We start from the raw sequence: 20,898 nt of genomic DNA, 5'->3' as shown, positions 1-20,898 counted from the left end.
CATTTTTCGCCCGGCCGGTCACCGCGCGGCAGCCCGCTTTGGGCGCATCTCACACCTGGCCCAGCAACGCCTCCCCCAGGTAGCCGCCTTCGCGCACCCCGGGAAGGATCGCGTACAGGCCCGATCCCACCGGCTTCAGCCAGGTGTTCAGCGCATCTGCGGCCGCCAGCCGGTGCTGCACCGGGATGAAGCTGGTGGCCGGGTCGCGCTGGTAGCTGGCGAACAGCAACCCGGAAGCCGCCCCGTCGAAGTTGTAGCCCCGCCGGTGCATGGTTTCGTCCGCGCTGGCCGGCTTGGCCAGCGCCACGTGGGCGTTGGCCGCGATCGCCGGCAGCCCCAGCTCATTGGCCGCGGCCAGGTCCACCGGATCATCCACGCTGGCGCCCGACAGCGGCGCGCCGTCGGACTGCCGGCGGCCCAGTGCATGGTCCCGTCCGGCGCCGTCCACCTCGTCCCAGCCGTCCAGGTCCATCTCGAACCTGCGCAGCGCCAGGGTGGTCCCGTTCTCGATCCAACCCGGCTGGCCGAACACCGCGCTCTCGCGCAGTTCTCCGCCGGGGTTGTTGATCCCGTCGAGCTGGCCGAACAGGTTGCGGAACCCGCGCCCGCCGGGGTTGATGAACCCGGTCTGGGCGAAGCGCCTGGCGCCCAGCCCGCGCAGGTTCTTGGACACCGCCCGCACCGCATGGTGCAGCACGGTCTGCTCCTGCGCGCAGAACTGGATCAGCAGATCGCACTGCCCGTACTGCTCATCGAGCTGGTCCCCGGCGAAGCGCGGCAGCGTGCCGATCTGCCCGCGCCCGGCCACATCCAGCAGGCTCTGGCCCAGCCCCACGGTCAGCGTCAGCTCGCCTCCGGGCTGCGCCATTTCCGGTTCGGTGTCGGCCAGCACCCCGCGGCCACTGGCCAGCCGGGCCGCATCATCGGTGATCATCTGCAGCACCGCGCGCAGCTGCTCCTTCTTGGAGCCCTCTCGCCAGTGCAGATCCCACCCGGCGAAGACCGCGTGGGCCTGCTGGCCGTCGAGAATCCCCGACTGGTACTTCCCGTAGAACGGGCGGTACCCCTGCGGGTTGGCGGTGGCCGCTGGGGCTGGAGCGCTCAGCTTTCCGGTGCCGAACCCGGTGAGCATTCCGCCCAGCGCGGCGGCCGCGGTGGTGCCCAGCAGCAGCCGGCGGTCGACGCTAGTGCCCGGCATGCGCATCCCCGGCATGCTCGTCGTAGCTTTCGTTGGCCCCGTCGAAGTTGCGGATCGGGAAGTCCACCTCGGTGCTCGACCCGTCGGCGAATTCCAGCTTCAGCCTCGCCGTCTGGGCCGCCACCAGCGATTCCTGCAGGTCCATGAACATCAGGTGGTGGCCGCCCGGTGCCAGCACCGCGTCCTTGCCGGGTTCGATCACCAGATCCCCTTCGAGCTGCGCCATCGTCATCCCGTCGCCGGTGCCGCGCATTTCGTGGATCTGGATCTGATCGCCCTGGGCATTGCTGATCTTGCGCAGCGCAATCGGGGTGCCAGAATTATTGTGCAGGATGCCGAAGGCCGCGCTCATGCCCGACTCGGCGGCCTTGGCCCAGGTTTCGCTGGTGGCCAGCGCTTCGGCTTGCCCGGCGGTTTTCTGTTCGGCGGCCGGTGCGGGCTGCTGCCCGTCGGCGCTCTGCGCGCAGCCGGTGAGCAGCAGTCCAAGGCCCAGGGCCAGTGCAGTGGTTTTGCGGAAATTCATGTTCTCAAGCTTTCGGGTTCGGTGTGCAGGCGCGCCAAAGGCAGCGGTGGCCTCGGGCGCACCGGAAGGGTGGGGGCTACTTGGACTGGCGCATGAACTTGGCCAGCACGCCCAGCGCGCCGCCAAGGATGACTACGCCGATGATGACCCAGACCACCGGGCTCATCGAGCTGCCCAGGTCCTGGACCGGGTTAGCGCCTGGATCCAGGTCGGCGGACCCTGCGGAGTCGCTAGGCGCCGCTGGCGCGCTCGAGCTGACCAGGGTGGGGGCGGCCTGTGGCGCGTCGACGCTGAAGCCGATCTTGTTCTCGATCGGGTGGCCGTCAGACGAGACCACGCGGTAGGCCAGCTGGTACTCGCCGTTGCCCAGCTCCTTGGCCGGGGTGACGGTGACCTTGGTGCCCTTGGTCTTGGCCTCGGTGTCGATCTTTTCCCCATCGAGGGTCAGCGAGACCACCGTGGAGTCCACGCCGGATAGGCTCTGGAGCACGCCGGAGAATTCGAGGGTGATGTCCTCGGGCACTTCCTGGATGGTGGCCCCGGCCTCCGGGGTAGAGCCGATCAACTGGTCGTGCGCGTTGGCGGCACCGATCGAGCCGGCGAAAGCCAGCAAGGAGAATGCCAGTACTGCGACTAGTCGGGTGATGTTCTTGGTTACTACGCTCATGATGTTCCTTCCAAGCCCCTTGCGGGGCGCTTCAATTCTTTACTCAGGCAGCAAGAATGAAGCAGGGCGGACCGCGGCGCTCCGGCAGTCTTCCCAATTGCGCCAGCTTGAGTTGGAAACGCAAGGGGAAGTAGGCACGAAGCGGCCGGGCAGCAGGTACCTGCACGCGAATGCGCGAGAGGATCCGCCGGGCCGTTGAAAGGGTGAGCCAGCAGGCCATGGCCTTGAGCAGGCGTTCACCGCCGTAGAGCACCAGTACGCTGGCGATCGCGGCCAGCACGTGGGCGTAGAGCATCGATTCGGTATGCACGTTGGCGTACTGCGCGGTGATGTCCTGCGCCAGCGCTGGATTGCGCCCCGCATGGTGCGCGTGTTCCAGACCGGAAATGTCGCCGCCCTGGTGGCTCATCACCGACAAGCTCAGGTGGTAGAGCCCCTGGCTGAGCAGCACGACCAGGCTGGTCGCCCACAGGGAGAACTTCCGGCCCACCAGCACGACGCCGATAGCCGCAGAGACGCAGGTAATGAGCACCATGGCCACCACCGATAGCGCTGTAGGCGCACTGTGGGCGTGCGCGGCAAAGGCTGTCCAGGTGCACACGCTTGCCGCCAACCAGCCGCGGATAACGCGGGTTGCGGGTTTCTGTGACACGATGGGCAGCCATTCTTCGCGGAGTTCTACGATCGAAGCTGATTCTACGCGAAGTAGAAGAGCGCCTCAAACGGTGCTCCGATAAAGCAGAAGGCCCGACCCTGCCTCCTGGATTTCTCCGGAGCGGGTCGGGCCTTGCGCAAAGCTCTAGCGGAAGCTTACTTCTTGGCTACAGCAGCCTTCAGCTTCGACCCAGCGGTCAGCTTGACCGAGTGGCCAGCAGGAATCTGGATTGCTTCACCGGTCTGTGGGTTGCGGCCGGTGCGAGCTGCACGATCGGTGCGCTCTACAGCCAACCAACCTGGGATCGACACCTTCTCACCCTTGGAAATCTGGTCGACGAAAACCTCGAAGACTGCATCCAGAACACCATTAACGGCAACCTGGGAGTTTTCGGTCTTCGCTGCAACAGCAGCAACAAGTTCGCTACGGTTCATAGCCAATGTATGGTCCTCCTGGACTAGTGATCCAAAGCCCTCTTCCGGGCCCCGAACGCCGCACGGTCGCACGGTCTTACCAGTGAGAACATATCAAACGTTTCGCCCCAGAACTGCGGAAAACAGGCGGAAAACCGGGATTTTTTCAACTAATTGCAGATTTCTTGGCTCAACGGCAGCATTTTTGGGTTCAATGAAGGCTTTTGCAACGTTCCTTAACGCCGCAAGGCCCGCCAATCCGGGAACGGACAGCGGGCCTTGCGCAAAGCTCTAGCGGAAGCTTACTTCTTGGCTACAGCAGCCTTCAGCTTCGACCCAGCGGTCAGCTTGACCGAGTGGCCAGCAGGAATCTGGATTGCTTCACCGGTCTGTGGGTTGCGGCCGGTGCGAGCTGCACGATCGGTGCGCTCTACAGCCAACCAACCTGGGATCGACACCTTCTCACCCTTGGAAATCTGGTCGACGAAAACCTCGAAGACTGCATCCAGAACACCATTAACGGCAACCTGGGAGTTTTCGGTCTTCGCTGCAACAGCAGCAACAAGTTCGCTACGGTTCATAGCCAATGTATGGTCCTCCTGGACTAGTGATCCAAAGCCCTCTTCCGGGCCCCGAACGCCGCACGGTCGCACGGACTTATCAAGAGTTGAACTTACCAGCTGAAAGCGACAAAAAGTGCATCATCTTGCGGATTCTGCTGAATTTTCGCCAAATCAAGGGTGTGAAAGTTCACCCGGGACCTACAGCGCGAACGGATCGAGGCCTTCGTTTGCCTCCACGAAAAGTTCCCAGGCTTTGCTTTGCAGCTCCTTGCCGCGGGTCGCTTTCGCCGGGCTGGCCAGTGCCGTTGGACCCTTCGTGAGGTATTTCGGCCCCAAATAGCTGCCTCGGGGCGCGTCTTCGAGTTCCGGCGCCAATGCCGCTTCGACCAATGCCACCGCACCTTCATGTTTGCCCTGCGCGAAACTGGACTGCAATTGGCCAATCAGCCGCTTGGCAAAGTCCGGTTCGTTGATGTTGGGCACCTGCGGGGTCAGCCCGGAAAGCGAATACCCCGGGTGGATGGCCAGCGCGCGAGCCGGCAGTTCCAGCTGGCGCAGCCGGTGGTCCAGGGCCAAGGTGAAGGCTTGCACTGCCGCCTTGGACTGCGCATAGGCACGGTATGGATGGTAGTCGCGGGTCAAGGCCAGGTTTTGCGGATCGGTAGCCAGCATCCGGGTGGACATCGATCCCAGCCCGATGAACCGCAGCGGCTGGGCGAAGCGTTCGGCCAGCTCGCCGACTAGCCGCGCATGCCCGATGAAATTCGTGCTCATGGTCAGCTCATGGCCCAGCAGGCCCTCGACGCGGCTCTGCGGCGCCCGGATGACCCCTGCATTGGCGATCAGCGCATCCAATGGCCGATTGCGCAGTTCAGCTGCCAGTCCCATTGCGGATTCCATGCGCGAGGAGTCGAACTGCATGAATTCCACGCTAGCCGCCGGTACGCGCAGCCGGATCTGCTCCATGGCATGCTCCGCACGGCTCTGGTTGCGGCAGGCCAGGATGACTTGCGCACCGGCTCGCGCCAAGCCGAGGCTCGCGAAGAAGCCAAGGCCGCTATTCGCGCCGGTCACCACAACGGTCTTGCCTTGGCCCAGCGGCGCCCACCGCTGCCGGTTCGCGTAGATGTCAGTTGCGGGTCTCGGATAGCGCGTCGCTGGCTTCATGGAATACACGCTACTACAGGGATAATGCTCGATTGCGGGTGGGACATGGCCGCTTATAGCGATCTCCAGCCACCTCGCAGCCGCTTGCTGGGCACTGAATCCTTGGCGAGGCGCCCGAACCCGAAGGGAATGATTTTATCTTCCCAGCTCCCCCATCAATTGCTTCGGAAAGTCCCAGTGCCGTTGCCGGGCTCAGGCGCACGGTGGGATCATTGGAAGATGGAGCACAGCGAGGATGCCGCACTGAATGCGGCCCGGTACAAGATGAAGCAGGACAGCGAGCCGTTGCCGGTGGACGAGTATGCGCAGGCCACCGGGATGGCTCCCGTCGAGAAGCAGAAGACGCCGCTGCAGCTGCATGCCGAGGACGAGGCATGGGAAGTGGCCAACTCCGTGCTCGATGAGGCTTTCGCCCGCGGGGACTTCGACAATCTTGCCCTCTCGGGCCAGAAGATCGACCATATCACCAGCAATGACGATCCCGACTGGTGGCTGAAGTCCATGATGCGCCGCGAGCAGCTTACCGGGCTGGGCCCACCAGCGCTGACCTTGCGGGTGGAAGATGAGCAGATGGAGCAGACCTTGGACCGCTTGCCCTCCGAGCGGGCCGTGCGTGAGCATATCGAGGATTTCAATGCCCGCATTATCGAGGCGCGGCGGCAGCTGCTTGGCGGCCCGCCGGTGATCACCGCTTTGCGCGATTCCACCGCAGAGGTGCTTGGTTGGCAGGAACGCCGGGCGGCAGAACCTGCACCGGTGGCAGAGAAAGCACCGGTGAAACGCCGGTGGTGGCGGCGTTAAAAGGCGAAGCCGCCTTCCCGAAAGGGAAGGCGGCTTGCTAAGTCAAAAGACTTGCAGGTCTTACCAGGAAGACTTGGTGATGCCCGGAAGCTCACCACGGTGCGCCATGTCGCGGAAGCGAACACGGGAGATACCGAACTTCTGGAAGGTGCCGCGTGGGCGACCGTCGATTGCGTCGCGGTTGCGAACGCGAATCGGGGAAGCATCGCGTGGAAGCTTCTGCAGGCCTACGCGTGCAGCTTCGCGAGCTTCGTCGGTTGCGTTTGGATCAACCAGGGTCTTCTTCAATTCGAGACGCTTTGCAGCGTAACGCTCGACAATGACCTTGCGCTGTTCGTTCTTTGCGATCTTGGACTTCTTGGCCATGTCTTAGCGCTCCTCTCGGAATTCAACGTGCTTACGGACGACTGGGTCGTACTTCTTCATGACCATGCGGTCAGGGTTGTTACGACGGTTCTTACGGGTTACGTAAGTGAAACCGGTTCCAGCGGTGGACTTCAGCTTGATGATCGGACGTACGTCCTTATCCTTCTTTGCCATTTTTAGAGCTTCACACCCTTCGCAATCAGGTCAGCAATTACAGCGTCGATACCGCGAGCATCGATGACCTTGATGCCCTTGACCGACAGGGTCAGGGTCACCTTACGGCGCAGGGAAGGCACGTAGTAGGTCTTCTTCTGGATGTTCGGATCGAAACGACGCTTGTTGCGACGGTGCGAGTGGGAGATGCTATGTCCGAAGGCCGGAGTAGTACCGGTTACCTGGCAAACAGCTGCCATGATCACTCCTCAGTTAGTTAGTAGTAAAATTCGGCGGTACTCGCGCACAGTGCCCATACCAAAATATCGACACCGCTTCTGCGTTATGAGTCCCGCCAACCAGTGAAACACCGTTAATACTGCACACTAGGAAGGTAACCAGGCTGGGTGAGAACCAACCGAAGAGCCTTAAAGTATGTAAGTCGGTGAACTTCGCAACCGGTCGAGCAATTTCCCCGTACTCAGTCGGCCACGATATTCGGTATTACGGGCAACGCGCAGTTGTTCTGCTGTTAGACGGCATAACAACACACGCGATTAACGCCTGATTAGCTTATCGAGAATTCCTCAGTGTTCCAAATCGAGGTTTTCCGAATTCAGGATCCAATGATCCGCATCAAGCGAAGTTGTAATTTTGCGTGCGATCCGCGTGAGATCGTTAACGTCCTTGTCATCAAGGGTATCGAAGAGAAGTCCGCGCACCGAGGCAACGTGGTGAGGCGCCATCTGCTGCACGGCTTCCCATCCGGCCTGCGTTAATGAGGCGATTTTCACACGGGCATCTTCTGCGGACTGCTCGCGGGTAACCCAGCCGCGCTTCTCCAGCTTCTTGACCACATGCGACAGTCGCGAAAGCGAAGCACTGGTGTGCGAAGCCAGCGTCGTCATGGTTAGCTGATGGTCCTTGGCCTCGGAGAGCATGGCGAGCATGTGGTAGTCGAAAAGCGTGATGCCTTCCAGGCCCTGCAGATCGGAATCCAAGGCCGCCGGAAGCAAAGTCATGACAGCATGCAGTCCAAGCCAGGCGTCGCGTTCAGGCCCGGAGAGCCAAACTGGCTTATCGCTCATGAAGTTTCCAATCGTTCATAGACCTGCACCTACAGGCCAGCAAGGTATCAACCTGTAGACCATATATTGTAAAGCTAAGTATTTACTATATGTCAGATGCCCGCATTTCGGCTCTCTGCCAATATTTCGTTCCGCCAGCCACCCTAATGGCCTTTGGGCGCGGCTGCATCCTGCAGGCAATGGTCCTGCAAATCACCGCAAGAGCAGCAAGCGGCCGGAGGCCTAGCGCCAGTCCAACAACGTGCAGGTCCCAGAGGGTGCAAGGAGCGAGCTGGGTACCGCTCACGCTAGTGACGATCCCTGCTTTTTGACCAGCTGGCAAGCCAAAGGCCCGCGCTGAAGAGCGCGGGCCTTTGGAACCTAGGAATTCTCCAGCTGTTTCTTCTTCCGGTAGCTGATCACCTGTCCGATGACCACCACGAGCAGGGCAAGGATGAACATCGCCGAACCAATGACATTCGCCTGGGCCGGGATGCCGCGGGTAGCTGCCACATAGATGAACTTCGGGAAGGTCTGGAAGGTGCCGGAGTTGAAATTCGTGATGATGAAATCATCAAAACTCATCGCGAAGGACAACAGCGCGGCGGCCACAATGCCTGGCAGCAGCAGCGGGAACGTCACCTTCCAGAAGGCCGCCCGCGGCGAGGCGTAGAGATCGGCGGCCGCTTCTTCCAATCGCGGATCCAGCGAGGAGACACGAGCCCTGACGGTGACGATCACGAAGGACATGCAGAACACAATGTGGGCGATCACGATGGTGGCGTAGCCCAGTTCCCAACCGAGGTTCAGGAACTGTGCCAGCAGAGAAGCGCCGAGCACGACCTCCGGAGTAGCCAACGGCAAAATGATCAGCACATCGGTGAGCTTGCGGAACCGGAACTTGTAGCGGACCAGGCCGATGGCGATCAGCGTGCCCAAGGCGGTGGCGGCAATCGTGGCCACCGTGCCGACCTGCAGCGAGTGCGCCAGCGATTCGCAGACCGCCGGAGCGCCGCAGGGGTTCTGCCAGTTCTCCAGGGTGAAGCCGCGCCAGTCCAGGTTGGTGCGGCCGGCATCGTTGAAGGAGAACACGAAGATGTACGCGATCGGGACCAGGAGGTAGATGAAAGCCAGCCCGCCGACAGCGGGGATGAACCAGCGTCCGATTTTCTGCTTCATGCTACATCAGCTCCTTGGTCCCGAAGCGGCGGATATAGATCGTGACCAGGACCAGGATCGAGACCATCAGCACGAAGCTCAACGCCGAGGCGCCCGGGTAATCGATGACCTTGAAGAATCTGGAATCGATGATCTGGCCGATCATCGTAGTATTGCGGTTATTGCCCAGCAGGGCCGCGTTCACGTAGTCGCCGGCGGCCGGGATGAACGTCAGCAGGGTGCCGGCGAAGACGCCGGGGGCGCTCATCGGCAGCGTCACCTTGAAGAAGGAGGTCATCGGGCTGGCATAGAGATCCCCCGAGGCCTCGAGCAGGCGTGTGTCCAGCCGGCCCAGGTTAGCGTAGATCGGCAGCACCATGAACGGCAGGAAGTTATAGGTCAGGCCCGCGACGACCGCGAACGGCGTGGCGGTCAGGTGCCCGTCGGCTGGCAGGATCGCCAGGAATTTCAGCGTTTGGGCGATGAACCCCTCGTCGGCCAGTATCTGCTTCCAGGCCTGGGTGCGCAGAATGAAGCTGGAGAAGAACGGGGCGATCAGCAGCACCAGCAAGATGCCCTGCAGCAGCGTCTTCTCGCGCAAGCGGACTGCCACCAGGTAGGCCATCGGGAAGCCGATGAGCAAGGCCAGGACGGTGGCGATCAGCGCGAACCCGAAGGAGCGCAGCAGCTCGGGCCAGTAGGCGGCGAGCACCGTGGCGTAGTTGCCGATTTCGAAACCCGGCACGAATTCGCCGATTTCCCCGCCCTCGGGTTTCACGTACAGGCTCATTGCCAGCAGGACAACCACCGGAAGCGCGAAGAACAGGGCGAGCACCAGCATGCCCGGGGCGATCAGGTAGACGCCGGTGCGGCCCTTGCGCCGCTCCGCCCGGATCTCCTCGGGGCTGCGCAGGTCGACGATGCCCTTCTTGGTCATGACCGTCATGGCTGGTCAACTCCGGCATCCTCGTGCTCGGCACCGGCCAGGCCGAAGGAATGCTGCGCCTCCCAGGACAGGTACACGGTGTCGCCTTCGGCAGCCGGCTGCTGGCCGCGATTCTGCGTGAAGGTCCCGAGCGTGCCGATCCCGTCCACCTCGACCAGGTACTCGGTGGTGGTGCCGGTGAAGGACACGTCGACCACGGTGCCGGACAAGCGGTTCTCCCCCGCATAGCCCTCGCGCGAGATCGTGATCTTCTCCGGGCGCACCCCGACGACCACCTCCCCTGAAGCCTGCACGGCGCGGTCGGCCGGCAGCAAGATGGCTTGGCCGTTGACCATGACGCTGAGCATGCCGGCGTCATTGCCGCTGACCGTGCCGCGCATCAGGTTCGACTTGCCCAGGAAGTTCGCGACGAACGCGGTCTTGGGCAGTTCGTAGAGTTCGCGCGGCGGGCCCATCTGCTCGATCCGTCCGCCGTTCATCACCGCGACCACGTCGGCCATGGTCATGGCCTCTTCCTGGTCGTGGGTGACGTGGATGAAGGTCAGGCCGACTTCGGTCTGGATGTTCTTCAGCTCCAGCTGCATTTGGCGGCGCAGCTTCATGTCCAGTGCCCCGAGGGGCTCATCGAGCAGCAGCACCTGCGGGCGATTGACCAGCGCCCGGGCCAGGGCCACGCGCTGCTGCTGCCCGCCGGAGAGCTGGATCGGCTTGCGATTGGCAAGGTGCCCGAGCTCCACCAGGTCCAGCCCGGCCCTGGCTTTCTCCATCGCCTGCTTGTCCTTCTTGCGCTTGAGCCCGAAGGCCACGTTTTCCAGCACGCTCATGTGCGGGAACAGCGCATAGGACTGGAACACGGTGTTCACCGGACGCTGGTGGCTGGCCAGCGCGGTGACGTCCTGGCCGCCGATCGAGATGCTGCCCTCGCTGGGGGCCTCAAGGCCCGCGATCATGCGCAGGGTGGTCGACTTGCCGCAACCGGAGGGTCCGAGCAGGGCGAAGAAGGTGCCCGAAGGGACCACCAAATCCAGGTCCTTGACCGCCACGAAGCTGGAAAAGCGCTTGGTGATGCCCGAGAGGTGCAGATCCGCGCCGGTGGCAGTGGTTTCGGTACGCGTTGCCAAGGTTGTCATGCCCCTATCACTTCCTGGAACTGGTTGTGGAAATCGGTTTCTGCTGCCGGTACAGCACGTGCGGAGGTTGCCCGGTTGACGACGTCCCTGGCGCGGGCCGGGCCCGGACCGCGGCCTTTGGACAGGCGCTGGCAGTTGATGGCTCGTTGGCGAGTCATGGTGTTCCCCGCTTTCTAGGCGCCGATTGCACTCTGGAATTCAGAGTTCAACGCGGTCTCTTCATCCGCTTCCAGCGAGCGGAAGACATGCGCCTTGGCCAGATCCTCATCGGTCGGGAAGATCAGCGGGTTGCCGACCAGGTCCGGGTCGATCTTTTCCATTTCTTCCTGGGCGCCGACCACCGGGCAGATGAAGTTCACGTAGGCTGCGACCTGCGCGGCCACGGCCGGGTCGTAGTAGAAGTCCATGAGCTTCTCGGAGTTGGCCTTGCGTGGCGAGGCCACCGGGACCATCAGGTTGTCGCTCCACAGGGTGCCGCCGGCCTCGGGGATCACGAACTCCCACTGGTCATCGTTCTCGAAGTTCATCTGCACGATATCGCCGGACCAGACGATGCCGGCGATCGCATCGCCCGAGACGAAGTCCTCCTTGTAGGAGTTGCCCTTGACCTGGCGGATCTGGCCATTTCCGATGTTCTCGCGCAGCACGTCGGCGGCGGCGCCGAATTCGCTTTCGCCCCATTGGCCGGCGATGTCCACGCCGTTGTGCAGCATCAGCAGGCCGATGGTGTCGCGCATTTCATCGAGCACGGTGATACGGCCCTTGAGCTTTGGATCCCAGAGGTCCTCGACGGATTTCAGGCCCTTGGGGAATGCCTTCTTATTCCAGGCGATGCCGGCGTAGCCGGACTGCCAGGTCAGCGAGTGCTTGCGTCCCGGGTCGAAGTCCACGTCCTTCAGATTGGGCAGCAGGTTGGCCGAGTTGGGGATGTTCGCCAGGTCCAGCTCCTGGGCGTAGCCCTGGCGGATCATGCGGCCGGCCATCCAGTCGGTCATCGTGATGATGTCCTGGCCGATGTCCTGGCCTGCCTTGAGCTGGCCCTGCACCTTGCCGTAGTAGGTGTCGTTGCCGTCGATATCCTCGCGGTAGTTCACCTTGATGCCGGTCTGCTTGGTGAACGCATCCAGTGTCGGGTAGGTCTTCTTCTCGTCGTCGTAATCCAGGTACAGGGTCCAGTTGGCCCAGTTCACGGTGGGGTCATTTGCGGAAATGTCCTCGATCGACGGTGCGGCTTTGGTGCTGCTTCCTCCGGTGCCGCAGGCTGCGAGCAGCCCGGTCAGGCCCAATGCGCCGGCCGCGGAAAGCACGCTGCGGCGGGAGTAGCTGCGCTGGCTCATGGCCTGGACCAGTGCGCGGACTTGGGGGTCTTGCGGAAGTCGGCGTTGCGAGTGCGACATGGCTGGAATCCTAACGACGAATGTGATCGGCCACACATGAAAGTGTTGTCGTTCATCCTGCCAGCAATGCACAGGTCCAACAAGACCCGAACGCAAGTTTCCTTGTAAAAATTACGTTACGAAAACTGAAAACTTTCAAAAATACCCCTTTCGCAACTGAATCAGTGACGGTAGGGTCTGTGGAAAGTCCCTTAGACCTAGGAGGTCGATATGACGCTGCCCTCGCATACGGCACAGGCCATTGATGAAATTTCCAAGGAGATCATCGAGCAGCTGCAGGAAGATGGCCGGCGCTCCTATGCCGCCATCGGCAAGGCAGTGGGCCTGAGCGAAGCGGCTGTGCGCCAGCGCGTGCAGAAGCTGGTCGAGAGCCGCGTCGTGCAAATCGTCGCAGTCACCAACCCGCTGGAGTTGGGCTTCACCCGCCAGGCCATGATCGGCGTCGTCGCCGCCAGCGACATCAGCGGCACCGCCGACCGGATCGCCGAACTTCCGGAAGTCGACTACTGCGTGGTCACTGCCGGCAGCTCGGACATACTCGCGGAGGTCATCTGCTCGAACGATGAGGACCTGCTGCGCGTGATCGGAACGATCCGCGGGCTCGAAGGCGTGGTCAGCACCAATACGTACACCTACCTTTCACTCAAAAAACAGGAATACAACTGGGGAACACGATGAACACACCACGTGGTACCGATCGCCAGCAAGCCGCTCGCGATCACCTTTGGATGCACATGGCCCGGCACTCCGGAATTTCCAACGGCGCGCACGTTCCGATCATCTCGCGCGGCGAGGGGCACAAGATCTACGACGATGCCGGGCGCGAATACATCGACGGCTTGGCCGGGCTGTTCGTGGTCAACGCGGGGCACGGGCGCGCCGAATTGGCCGAAGCCATGGCCAAGCAGGCCGAGAAGCTGGCCTTCATGCCGCTGTGGTCCTACGCCCACGAACCGGCGATCGACCTGGCTGAGCGCCTGGCCAGCTATGCACCGGGCGACTTGAACCGCGTCTTCTTCACCACCGGCGGCGGCGAGGCGGTCGAATCCGCCTTCAAGCTGGCCAAGCAGCATTTCAAGATGAAGGGCAAGCCGGGCAAAACCAAGGTCATTTCGCGCGCCCTGGCCTACCACGGCACCCCTCAGGGAGCCTTGGCCATCACCTCGCTGCCGGATATGAAGACCCCGTTCGAGCCTTTGGTCCCCGGCACCTTCCGCGTGCCGAACACCAACTTCTACCGCGCACCGCAGATGTTCGCGGACAACGAGAAGGACTTCGGGCTGTGGGCCGCGGAGCGCATCCGCGAAGCCATCGAATTCGAAGGCGCCGACACCGTGGCGGCGGTCTTCCTGGAACCGGTGCAGAACTCCGGCGGCTGCTTCCCGCCACCACCGGGGTACTTCGACCGGGTCCGCGAGATCTGCGACGAATACGACGTGCTGCTGGTTTCCGACGAAACCATCTGCGCGTTCGGCCGCATCGGCTCGATGTTCGCCTGCAACGACTTCGGCTACGTCCCGGACATCATCACCTCGGCAAAGGCGCTGACCAGTGGCTATGTCCCGCTGGGCGTGATGGTCGTTTCCGACAAGCTGTTCGAGCCTTTCACCAAGGGCGATACCACCTTCTACCACGGCTACACCTTTGGCGGGCATCCGGTGGCAGCCGCGGTGGCGATGGCGAACCTGGACATCTTCGAGCGGGAAGGATTGAACGAGAACGTCAAGAACAATGCCGACGCGTTCAAATCCACGCTGTCCAAGCTCACCGATCTGGACATCGTTGGCGATGTGCGCGGCGCCGGCTACTTCTACGGGATCGAGCTGGTCAAGGACAAGGCGACCAAGGAGACCTTCAGCGACGCGGAGTCCGAACGCCTGCTGCGCGGGTACCTCTCCCCGGCCCTGTGGGAGGCGGGACTGTATTGCCGCGCCGACGATCGCGGCGACCCGGTCATCCAGCTGGCTCCGCCCATCACGATCGGGCAGCCGGAGTTCGACCAGATCGAATCCATCCTGCGCACCGTGCTGAAGGAAGCGGCCAGCAAGATCTAGCGCCACGAAGGCTCGCAGGCATCGCCTGCGAGCCTTTTCGCAAGTCAGAGCGTGTTACTTCACGAAGCTGCACGCAATTGGTGCTTTGTGGCATAGGCCACTAGTCTGAGGTCATTAGACGATCAAGATCGCCTTTTGGAAGATTGCAGGAACCTCATGACTTTGGAACCGACCAGAATCAGGTTGGCACGCGAACGTGCAGCGCTGAGCCGGTCCGCCTTGGCCGCCTCGCTGGGTATTTGCGAGCGCGAACTCGCCCATGCTCCCGAGGATCTTTCCCTTGCGCTGGCCGATGCGCTGGGCTGCGCGCCGCAGTTCTTCCGGCTTCCCGCGGCCCAGGGCATCGACACCGAGCGGATCTTCTTCCGCTCCCCGCGCCGCACCAGCACCGCGCAGAAAGTCGCCGCGGCCGCGCTGGGCCGCAACGGCGTGGAACTCTACAACCTGATCACGCGGAACTTCCGGCTCCCGCACACCGGGATCCCCGAGCTGTGCGGCTTCACCCCGGAAGATGCCGCCGCGCATCTGCGCACCGAATGGGATCTGGGATGCGGCGCGTTGCCCGATCTGCTGCATCTGCTCGAAGCCCGCGGGGTGCGGGTGCTGAGCCTGCCGGCCTCGCTCGAAGCGGTCAAGACCTTCAGCTTCTGGGAAGACGGGCAGGCCTTCATCTTCCTGGCCGCCGGCAGCCGCAATGCACAGCGCCTGGCGATGGCCCACGAGCTGGGGCATCTGCTGATGCACTCCTCGCTGGGCGAGAACCGCGAGCAGGTGGCCGCCGCGGAACGCGAAGCCGACGAATTCGCGGCACGCTTGCTCCTGCCCTCCCTGTCCCTGCAGGTTCGGGTCTCCGATTCCCTGCAGATCCCGCAGCTGCTGGCACTCGAAGAGCAGTTCGGTGCACCGGCCCAGGTGATCCTCGCGCATTCGCGTGCCCGCGGCTTGCTGGGCGAAGGCGCCTACCAGTGGTTGTCCCAGGAGCTGGCGCTGGAACCGGCCCAGGAGCACCAGCAGCTGGTCTCCCGGGTCTTCTCCCTGGTCTTCCCCTCCCTGCAGCGCGACCATCGGGCCAGCACCGCACGGATCGCCCGCGAATTAGGGCAAACCGCATCGCAGATCCATGAGCTGACCTTCGGGCAGGCGTTCGTGCTGCTCGAAGGAGAGAACCTGCACGACGCCGGCCAGGCGACCCGCGGCCACCTGCACGCGCTCTAGCAACCCCGGGGTTTGGCAGCTACGCTGGTGCCACCAGGCGATGGCGCCGCGGCCGATCGCCGAGCCAAAGGGGATCGCCATGCAAATCAACGCCGACAAATCCAGGCAAGTCGCCGAGGAGTCCCGCGAGCAGTTCGACCGGCCCAGCTTCGCCAAGGGCCTGTACATGGGGGCCGTGGACTTCTCCCTGATCGAACCATTGCCCAGCGCCCTGCATCCAGAACGCGGACAGGAATTCCTGCCGCAGCTCGAAGCGGTCCTCGATGGCATCGACCCGGAGCGCATCGAAGCCCAGGCGCGCATCCCCGGCGAATATATTGCCCAGCTTCGCCGCATCGGCGCCTTCGGCATGAAGATCCCGGTCGAATACGGCGGACTGGGGCTGAGCCTGCTGGACTACGGCCGGGCGCTGATGCGCGTCGGCGTGGTTTCCCCGGCCATCGGCGCGCTGCTCTCGGCCCACCAGTCCATCGGCGTCCCCGAGCCGGTGAAGGCCTTCGGCACCGAGGAGCAAAAACGCGAGTACCTGCCGCGCTGCGCGGCAGGAGCCATCAGCGCCTTCCTGCTCACCGAGAACGATGTCGGTTCCGACCCTGCACGGTTGGGCACCGAAGCCCGGCTCAGTCACGACGGCAGCCACTACATCCTGGATGGCGCGAAGCTGTGGACCACCAACGGGGTGGTCGCCGAGCTGCTCGTGGTGATGGCCGCGGTGCAGCCGCATGAGGCCCTCGGCCAAGAGCCTGCAGGTCGCGGCGGAATCACCGCCTTCATCGTCGAGGCCGATACCGCGGGCATCACCGTCGAGAACCGCAACCAGTTCATGGGCCTGCGCGGAATCGAGAACGGGGTGACCCGGTTCCGCTCGGTGCGCGTGCCGGCGGCCAACCGCCTGGGCAAGGAAGGCTCGGGGCTGAAGATCGCGCTGAGCACCCTGAACACCGGGCGCTTGTCCATCCCGGCCATGTGCGCCGGGGCCGGCAAATGGTCCACGAAGATCGCCCGTGAATGGTCCGCGGCCCGCGTGCAGTGGGGCCACCCGGTCGGCAAGCACCAAGCCGTCGCCGGCAAGCTCGCCTGCATCGCGGCCAGCAGCTATGCGCTGGAAGCGGTGTTCGAGGTGTCCGCCCGGCTGGCCGATGCCGGCATGAAGGATATTCGCATCGAGGCGGCCCTGGCCAAGCTCTGGGCTTCGGAGGCTGCCTGCACGATCGCCGATGAGCTGCTGCAGATCCGCGGCGGGCGCGGATTCGAGACCGCGCAGTCGCAGGCAGCGCGCGGCGAGCGGGCGGTGCCGGTCGAACAGATGCTGCGCGACCTGCGGATCAACCGCATCTTCGAAGGCTCCACCGAAATCATGCACCTGCTGATTGCCCGCGAGGCCGTGGATGCGCACCTGCAGGCGGCCGGGGACCTGGCGCGTGCCGGGTCGAGCATCCAGGACAAGGCCCGAGCGGCGGTGGATGCCTCGGGGTTCTATGCCCGGTGGCTGCCCAAGCTTGCGATGGGCGCAGGCTCGCTTCCGAACTCCTATGCCGAGCACGGCCCATTGGCCAAGCACCTGCGCTATGTGGAGCGGACCTCGCGGCGGCTGGCACGCCAGACGTTCGCCGGGATGGCGCGCTGGCAGGCCGGCCTGGAAAAGCAGCAGGTCTTCCTGGGCCATATCGTGGATATCGGCGCGGAGCTGTTCGCCATGTCCGCGGTGATCGCCAAGACCACTGCGCTGCCGCAGTCCCCGGCTGGCCAGCGCAACTCGGCGCAGGATCTTGCCCTGGCCTTCTGCGAACAGGCCGCGCAACGCTGCGAGGAGCATTTCGGCAGGCTCTGGAAAAACACCACCCGTACCGATGGACGGATCGCCGCGGACCTGCTGGACGGGAAGTTCCAGTGGCTGGAGGCAGGGGTCCGCGATGTCTCCGAAGGCACCGGAGAGTGGATCGCCCAGTGGTCCGATGGAGTTCGCAAAGACGTGCGGTGGCCCTACCCGGAGGATGCCTAGGGCTCCACGATCTCGATGTCCAGTTCCCCGGCACGCCACTTCGCGGTCATGCGCTCGGCGAGGGCATCGGCCGCCAGGGCTTCCTGCGGGGTCATCCAGTAGGTGTTCACCCGGAGTTTCTGCTGCGGGTCGAGTTCCTTGGACAGCAGGGCCATCGGCCGGCATCCAGGGATCTTCACCGCGTGGAACAACCCGCAATGCCTGCCGATATGGTGGATCATGCATCCCAAGGCCGCGGACTCGATGTCCGTGTTGCCGCCCTTTTCCCACGCGTCGAGATGATCCAGTTCGCATCGTTCGGCGGGCATGCTGCATCCCGGATACAGGCACCCTCGATAGGCCGCCCGGATGGCGCGGCCCTGCGCCTTGCTATACAGCCGCTGGGTGCGGCCCAGATCCAGGGGCAGGCTCTGGCCGTTCAGCACCAGCGGATAGATTCCGGCCGTGCACAATGCCGCTCTGGTTTCGCCCGGGGATAGCTGGATCCCGGTGGAAGTGACCGCGAATTCCTTGCCGTCGCGTCTCATCTTCTCGTAATCCAGGATGATGCTCACCTGCGGTACCGCCAACCCGGGTTGTTTCCCTGGCGAACCGCTCTGGTTGCGGTCGGTCATCAACAAGGCCAGGAATCCTACGAGCCGGCGTCGTTCTGGCTTGAGCTCCTCGAACTGGGTGGCGGCCGGGCCGGCAGGTTCCTCGGGCTCTTCAGGTTCTTCGGGTTCGTCAGGTTCCTCGGGTTCTCCAGGTTCGTCAGGTTTGTCAGGTTTGTCAGGTTCTTCGGGTTCTTCAGGTTCGGCGGATCCCTCGGGTGCCGATCCGGCAGGTTCCCCGTCTTTGGCCCAGTCGGGCATCGATTCCTCGTCATCCCAGCCGCTGCCCTGGGCACCGGTGAACTGCGCCTCGGCGTGCGCCAGGGCTTCGCGGTTCCCGGCCACGGTGGCCGGGTTGTCCAGCGCGTTGAAATACGCTTCGATCATCGCCGCATGGGCGGGCAGGACGCGCAGGACGTATTCGACCAGGCCCTGGCGCATGCCCTTCTTGAAGATCCCGATCCCATCCAGCAGGGCCTGCAACGGGCGCTGGCCGGACTTCACCTGCGCCACCAGTGCGTTGATGTGCCTGCGGGCGGCCTTGGGTTCGCTGCGGATGAAGGCGGCCGATTCGGCTTGCAGCTGGTCCTTCTTGGCCTGCCCGGCCTGGCCTTCGCCGAAGTCCTTGCGGGCCGAATGCAGTTTCAGCGCGGCCGAGGACACCAGCCGGGGATCCACGTCGGGGTCGGCGAATTGCCCGGCCAGTTCCGGCAACCAGGCGGGCAGCGGTTGCCCTGCCTCGTCGACACCGCCCAGCAAGCAATCCACCAGGGCCAGCCGGTCGCGGACCGTGCTGCGCGGGATGTCCAGCCAGCCGTGCAGCAGCCCGGCCGTGTTCTTGAAATGCGTGCGGGCAGTGGTGGTGCGCCCGGCGGCCGCCTGGAATGCGGCGAGGCTCGGGTGCTCGCCTGCCTCGGTGACGGCCTGGAAGGATTCCTGGTCGAGCTTGTGGGCACCGGTGCGGCGCAGCGCATGGGCGGCGTGCAGCTGGGTGCGGCTCTGGCGGCGGGCGAGCTTGTCAGCAAGCTGCGCAAAGCAGGCCGCGTGGCCGGGGCTCAATGGCCCGCCGGCAAGGACCGCGGTGGCCGATGCGATGAGTTCTTCCGCGTCGGCCAGGTCCTTTAGCGCCTGTGCCTGCTCTGTGCTCATGCCCCCATGATGCCTGCGGCGTCCTGCGGGGTTTTCTCACCGGGAGCCAAGTGTGGATAGCTCAGCCGTGCATGCGGTACCAGAGCAGCGCCACCTGCAGCGAGGCGCGGGATTCGGCGGAGTCCAGCTGCACCCCGAGCTTGGCTTCGAGCTTGGCCAGCCGGGAGTAGAGGGTGGGCCGCGAGAGGTAGCCGGCCTTGGCCAGCGCGGTTTTGTTCCCGCCGTGGGCCAGGTAGAGATCGAGCAGGTCAAGGGCGGCCAGGTCGAGCGGGTTGAGCAGGCCGGAGAGCTCGGCCAGCGCGAAGGTGCGCAGCTTCGGGTCGCTGCCCATGGCCGAGAGCACCCCGCGCAGGCGCAGGTCGGCGAAGCGGTAGTAGGGCTGGGCGCGGGTGGGCAGGTGCGGGACGATCTGCGCGACCTGCGCGGCTTCCTCCAGCCCGGCGATGCTGGTGGCCAGGGTGCCTTCGGGCCCCACGCCGATGGCCACCGGCGCGGTGAGCTGCTCGGCCAGCCGGCGAGTGAAGCCCTGCAGGGTGGAGTCCAGCAGCTCGCGGGCGCGCAGCGGCAGAATCAGCCCCAGGTACCCGGGCTTGAGCGAGCCTGCCAGGATGCCCAGGTGCAGGGTGTCGGCCAGCTGGTCGAGCACTTCGAGCAGGGCGCGGTCGGCCAGCTGGGTTTCGGTCGGCGTGCCGGAACCGGCCAGGGAGATGACCACCGGGACATAGTAGGGGGCGGCGGCCAGGCCCAGGGCCTGGGTGCGGATGGCGATGTCCTTGTCGCTGTAGCTGTGCCCGGCCTGCAGTTCGTGCAGCGTGGAGGTGCGCACCTGGTAGAGCAGCTCGCGCTGGTCGCGCCCGGACAGGCGGGCGATGGTCAGCGCCTGGCCGGCCCGTTCCAGCACCAGGGCCGCGCGGTCGTCGTCCTCCAGGACGGCCGGGACGATCAGCCGCCCCCAGCGGCTGCGGACCGCGCCGACCGGGGTCTGCAGCCAGTTCTCGGTGCCGGTGGCGCGTCCAGTGTGCTCCAGAAACCCGACGAAGCGCGAACGGGTGATCCAGTGTTCCAGTTGCGCGCCGGACTGGGCGAGCACGTGGTGGCGGACATCTTCCAGGACCACGGGGGCCGAGAGCAGCTGCGCGGTGCGGTCCACGATCTGCGCTTCGTCGGCCTCGGTCAGCGAGAGCCCGGTGTAGATTTCGTGCACCGTGCGGGAGAACTGGACGGCCTCGAGCTGCTCGGCGACGAGTTTCTGGTGGATGACCTCGGTGATGGACACGAAGCGGGTGGTGGTGCGCAGGGCGATGACCGGCAGGCCGAGGTCGGCGACGTCCAGCGGTGCGCCGGAAAGGTCCTCGATGATGACCCCGACGGCCCCGGCCTCGCGCAGCGCGGTGATGAAGGCGCGCACGTCGCTCACGTTGCGCAGGGTCGTGAGGATCAGCTCGCGGCCCAGCAGCAGGTCGATGTTCTCGGTGGATTCGGTCACGTGCACCCAGCGAAGCGGCGCGTCCATCCCTGTTCCGCAGAGCACCTGGGGGTCGGCGGCTTGGACCACCGGCAGGTGCAGTACCTCGTCTACCGTCAGCATTTTTTACACTCCGTCAGCACTAGTGCTTAAATCATGACACAGTGATGGTGTCGTCCCTCACATCCATGACCCATGATGAAGGCAGGCACCCAACTT

The 20,898-nt window shown here is 64.1% G+C and carries 23 protein-coding genes; 5 read left to right on the top strand and 18 right to left on the bottom strand.

What is annotated here, in order from left to right; translation table 11 throughout:
• Positions 1-49 precede the first annotated feature (49 nt).
• The 7 genes from CQ012_RS14300 to CQ012_RS14270 all read right to left on the bottom strand — a co-directional run bounded on the left by CQ012_RS14300 (position 50) and on the right by CQ012_RS14270 (position 5,186).
• Complete coding sequence (locus CQ012_RS14300; RefSeq protein WP_181148812.1) at positions 50-1,198, bottom strand: Dyp-type peroxidase; 1,149 nt, start codon at positions 1,196-1,198, stop codon at positions 50-52.
• Positions 1,185-1,721 carry a copper chaperone PCu(A)C gene (locus CQ012_RS14295; protein WP_105657034.1) on the bottom strand — a complete coding sequence of 179 codons (537 nt, stop codon included), beginning with the start codon at positions 1,719-1,721 and terminating at the stop codon, positions 1,185-1,187. The genes CQ012_RS14300 and CQ012_RS14295 overlap by 14 nt, the downstream gene beginning before the upstream one ends.
• A gap of 76 nt (positions 1,722-1,797) precedes the next feature.
• Positions 1,798-2,388: a copper resistance CopC family protein gene (locus CQ012_RS14290; protein ID WP_105657035.1), complete on the bottom strand. Its 591-nt coding sequence runs from the start codon at positions 2,386-2,388 to the stop codon at positions 1,798-1,800.
• 43 nt (positions 2,389-2,431) lie between these two features.
• Positions 2,432-3,040: a hypothetical protein gene (locus tag CQ012_RS14285; RefSeq protein WP_146112975.1), complete on the bottom strand. Its 609-nt coding sequence runs from the start codon at positions 3,038-3,040 to the stop codon at positions 2,432-2,434.
• A 158-nt stretch (positions 3,041-3,198) separates the two neighbouring features.
• On the bottom strand, positions 3,199-3,483 hold the full coding sequence (locus CQ012_RS14280; protein ID WP_013349906.1) for an HU family DNA-binding protein: 285 nt from the start codon (positions 3,481-3,483) through the stop codon (positions 3,199-3,201).
• A gap of 275 nt (positions 3,484-3,758) precedes the next feature.
• Entirely contained in the window at positions 3,759-4,043 is a 285-nt protein-coding gene (locus CQ012_RS14275; protein WP_013349906.1) for an HU family DNA-binding protein, read from the bottom strand.
• A 174-nt stretch (positions 4,044-4,217) separates the two neighbouring features.
• Positions 4,218-5,186 (bottom strand): SDR family NAD(P)-dependent oxidoreductase, encoded by a 969-nt coding sequence (locus CQ012_RS14270; RefSeq protein WP_105657037.1) that lies wholly within the window; start codon positions 5,184-5,186, stop codon positions 4,218-4,220.
• 219 nt (positions 5,187-5,405) lie between these two features.
• Here CQ012_RS14270 and CQ012_RS17670 point away from each other — a divergent pair, with 219 nt between their 5' ends.
• Positions 5,406-5,987 (top strand): DnaJ family domain-containing protein, encoded by a 582-nt coding sequence (locus CQ012_RS17670; protein ID WP_166650710.1) that lies wholly within the window; start codon positions 5,406-5,408, stop codon positions 5,985-5,987.
• A gap of 60 nt (positions 5,988-6,047) precedes the next feature.
• On the opposite strand, the gene rpsN is transcribed toward CQ012_RS17670, so the two are convergent.
• The 9 genes from rpsN to CQ012_RS14225 form a co-directional block, all read right to left on the bottom strand.
• Positions 6,048-6,353 (bottom strand): 30S ribosomal protein S14, encoded by a 306-nt coding sequence (gene rpsN / locus CQ012_RS14260; protein ID WP_013349909.1) that lies wholly within the window; start codon positions 6,351-6,353, stop codon positions 6,048-6,050.
• A 3-nt stretch (positions 6,354-6,356) separates the two neighbouring features.
• Positions 6,357-6,527, bottom strand: coding sequence for a 50S ribosomal protein L33 (gene rpmG / locus CQ012_RS14255; protein WP_013349910.1), 171 nt, complete (start codon positions 6,525-6,527; stop codon positions 6,357-6,359).
• A gap of 2 nt (positions 6,528-6,529) precedes the next feature.
• Complete coding sequence (gene rpmB, locus CQ012_RS14250) at positions 6,530-6,766, bottom strand: 50S ribosomal protein L28 (protein ID WP_013349911.1); 237 nt, start codon at positions 6,764-6,766, stop codon at positions 6,530-6,532.
• 327 nt (positions 6,767-7,093) lie between these two features.
• The gene (locus tag CQ012_RS14245) at positions 7,094-7,594 is read right to left on the bottom strand and encodes a MarR family winged helix-turn-helix transcriptional regulator (RefSeq protein WP_105657039.1); all 501 of its coding nucleotides are present in this window, start codon (positions 7,592-7,594) and stop codon (positions 7,094-7,096) included.
• Positions 7,595-7,954: 360 nt separating this feature from the next.
• Positions 7,955-8,752 carry an ABC transporter permease gene (locus CQ012_RS14240; RefSeq protein WP_105657040.1) on the bottom strand — a complete coding sequence of 266 codons (798 nt, stop codon included), beginning with the start codon at positions 8,750-8,752 and terminating at the stop codon, positions 7,955-7,957.
• Between the two features lies 1 nt (position 8,753).
• On the bottom strand, positions 8,754-9,677 hold the full coding sequence (locus CQ012_RS14235; protein WP_105657041.1) for an ABC transporter permease: 924 nt from the start codon (positions 9,675-9,677) through the stop codon (positions 8,754-8,756).
• A complete protein-coding gene (locus CQ012_RS14230) occupies positions 9,674-10,807 on the bottom strand; it encodes an ABC transporter ATP-binding protein (protein ID WP_105657042.1) in 1,134 nt (377 codons plus the stop codon). Before CQ012_RS14230 ends, CQ012_RS14235 begins: the two co-directional genes overlap by 4 nt.
• Positions 10,804-10,965 carry a hypothetical protein gene (locus CQ012_RS17665; RefSeq protein ID WP_181148813.1) on the bottom strand — a complete coding sequence of 54 codons (162 nt, stop codon included), beginning with the start codon at positions 10,963-10,965 and terminating at the stop codon, positions 10,804-10,806. The genes CQ012_RS14230 and CQ012_RS17665 overlap by 4 nt, the downstream gene beginning before the upstream one ends.
• A gap of 15 nt (positions 10,966-10,980) precedes the next feature.
• Positions 10,981-12,204, bottom strand: a complete 1,224-nt coding sequence (locus CQ012_RS14225) for an ABC transporter substrate-binding protein (RefSeq protein WP_105657043.1) — start codon at positions 12,202-12,204, stop codon at positions 10,981-10,983.
• A 210-nt stretch (positions 12,205-12,414) separates the two neighbouring features.
• Here CQ012_RS14225 and CQ012_RS14220 point away from each other — a divergent pair, with 210 nt between their 5' ends.
• From CQ012_RS14220 to CQ012_RS14205, 4 genes are all read left to right on the top strand, one after another.
• Positions 12,415-12,882: an Lrp/AsnC family transcriptional regulator gene (locus tag CQ012_RS14220; RefSeq protein WP_105657044.1), complete on the top strand. Its 468-nt coding sequence runs from the start codon at positions 12,415-12,417 to the stop codon at positions 12,880-12,882.
• Positions 12,879-14,258 carry an aspartate aminotransferase family protein gene (locus tag CQ012_RS14215; protein WP_105657045.1) on the top strand — a complete coding sequence of 460 codons (1,380 nt, stop codon included), beginning with the start codon at positions 12,879-12,881 and terminating at the stop codon, positions 14,256-14,258. The genes CQ012_RS14220 and CQ012_RS14215 overlap by 4 nt, the downstream gene beginning before the upstream one ends.
• 156 nt (positions 14,259-14,414) lie before the next feature.
• Positions 14,415-15,473, top strand: coding sequence for an ImmA/IrrE family metallo-endopeptidase (locus CQ012_RS14210; protein ID WP_105657046.1), 1,059 nt, complete (start codon positions 14,415-14,417; stop codon positions 15,471-15,473).
• A gap of 79 nt (positions 15,474-15,552) precedes the next feature.
• Entirely contained in the window at positions 15,553-17,475 is a 1,923-nt protein-coding gene (locus CQ012_RS14205) for an acyl-CoA dehydrogenase family protein (protein ID WP_353615989.1), read from the top strand.
• Here the strand turns inward: CQ012_RS14205 and CQ012_RS14200 are convergent.
• Positions 17,472-19,214, bottom strand: coding sequence for an HNH endonuclease signature motif containing protein (locus tag CQ012_RS14200; RefSeq protein WP_105657048.1), 1,743 nt, complete (start codon positions 19,212-19,214; stop codon positions 17,472-17,474). The genes CQ012_RS14205 and CQ012_RS14200 overlap by 4 nt on opposite strands.
• A gap of 61 nt (positions 19,215-19,275) precedes the next feature.
• Positions 19,276-20,802, bottom strand: a complete 1,527-nt coding sequence (locus tag CQ012_RS14195; protein ID WP_105662525.1) for a PucR family transcriptional regulator — start codon at positions 20,800-20,802, stop codon at positions 19,276-19,278.
• Positions 20,803-20,898: the final 96 nt, after the last annotated feature.

It is taken from the genome of Arthrobacter sp. MYb214 (assembly GCF_002979865.1).
In the GTDB taxonomy this organism is placed as follows: Bacteria; Actinomycetota; Actinomycetes; order Actinomycetales; family Micrococcaceae; genus Glutamicibacter.
The sequence above is the reverse complement of the archived record's forward strand: the minus strand, read 5'-3'. Positions and strand labels throughout refer to the sequence as shown.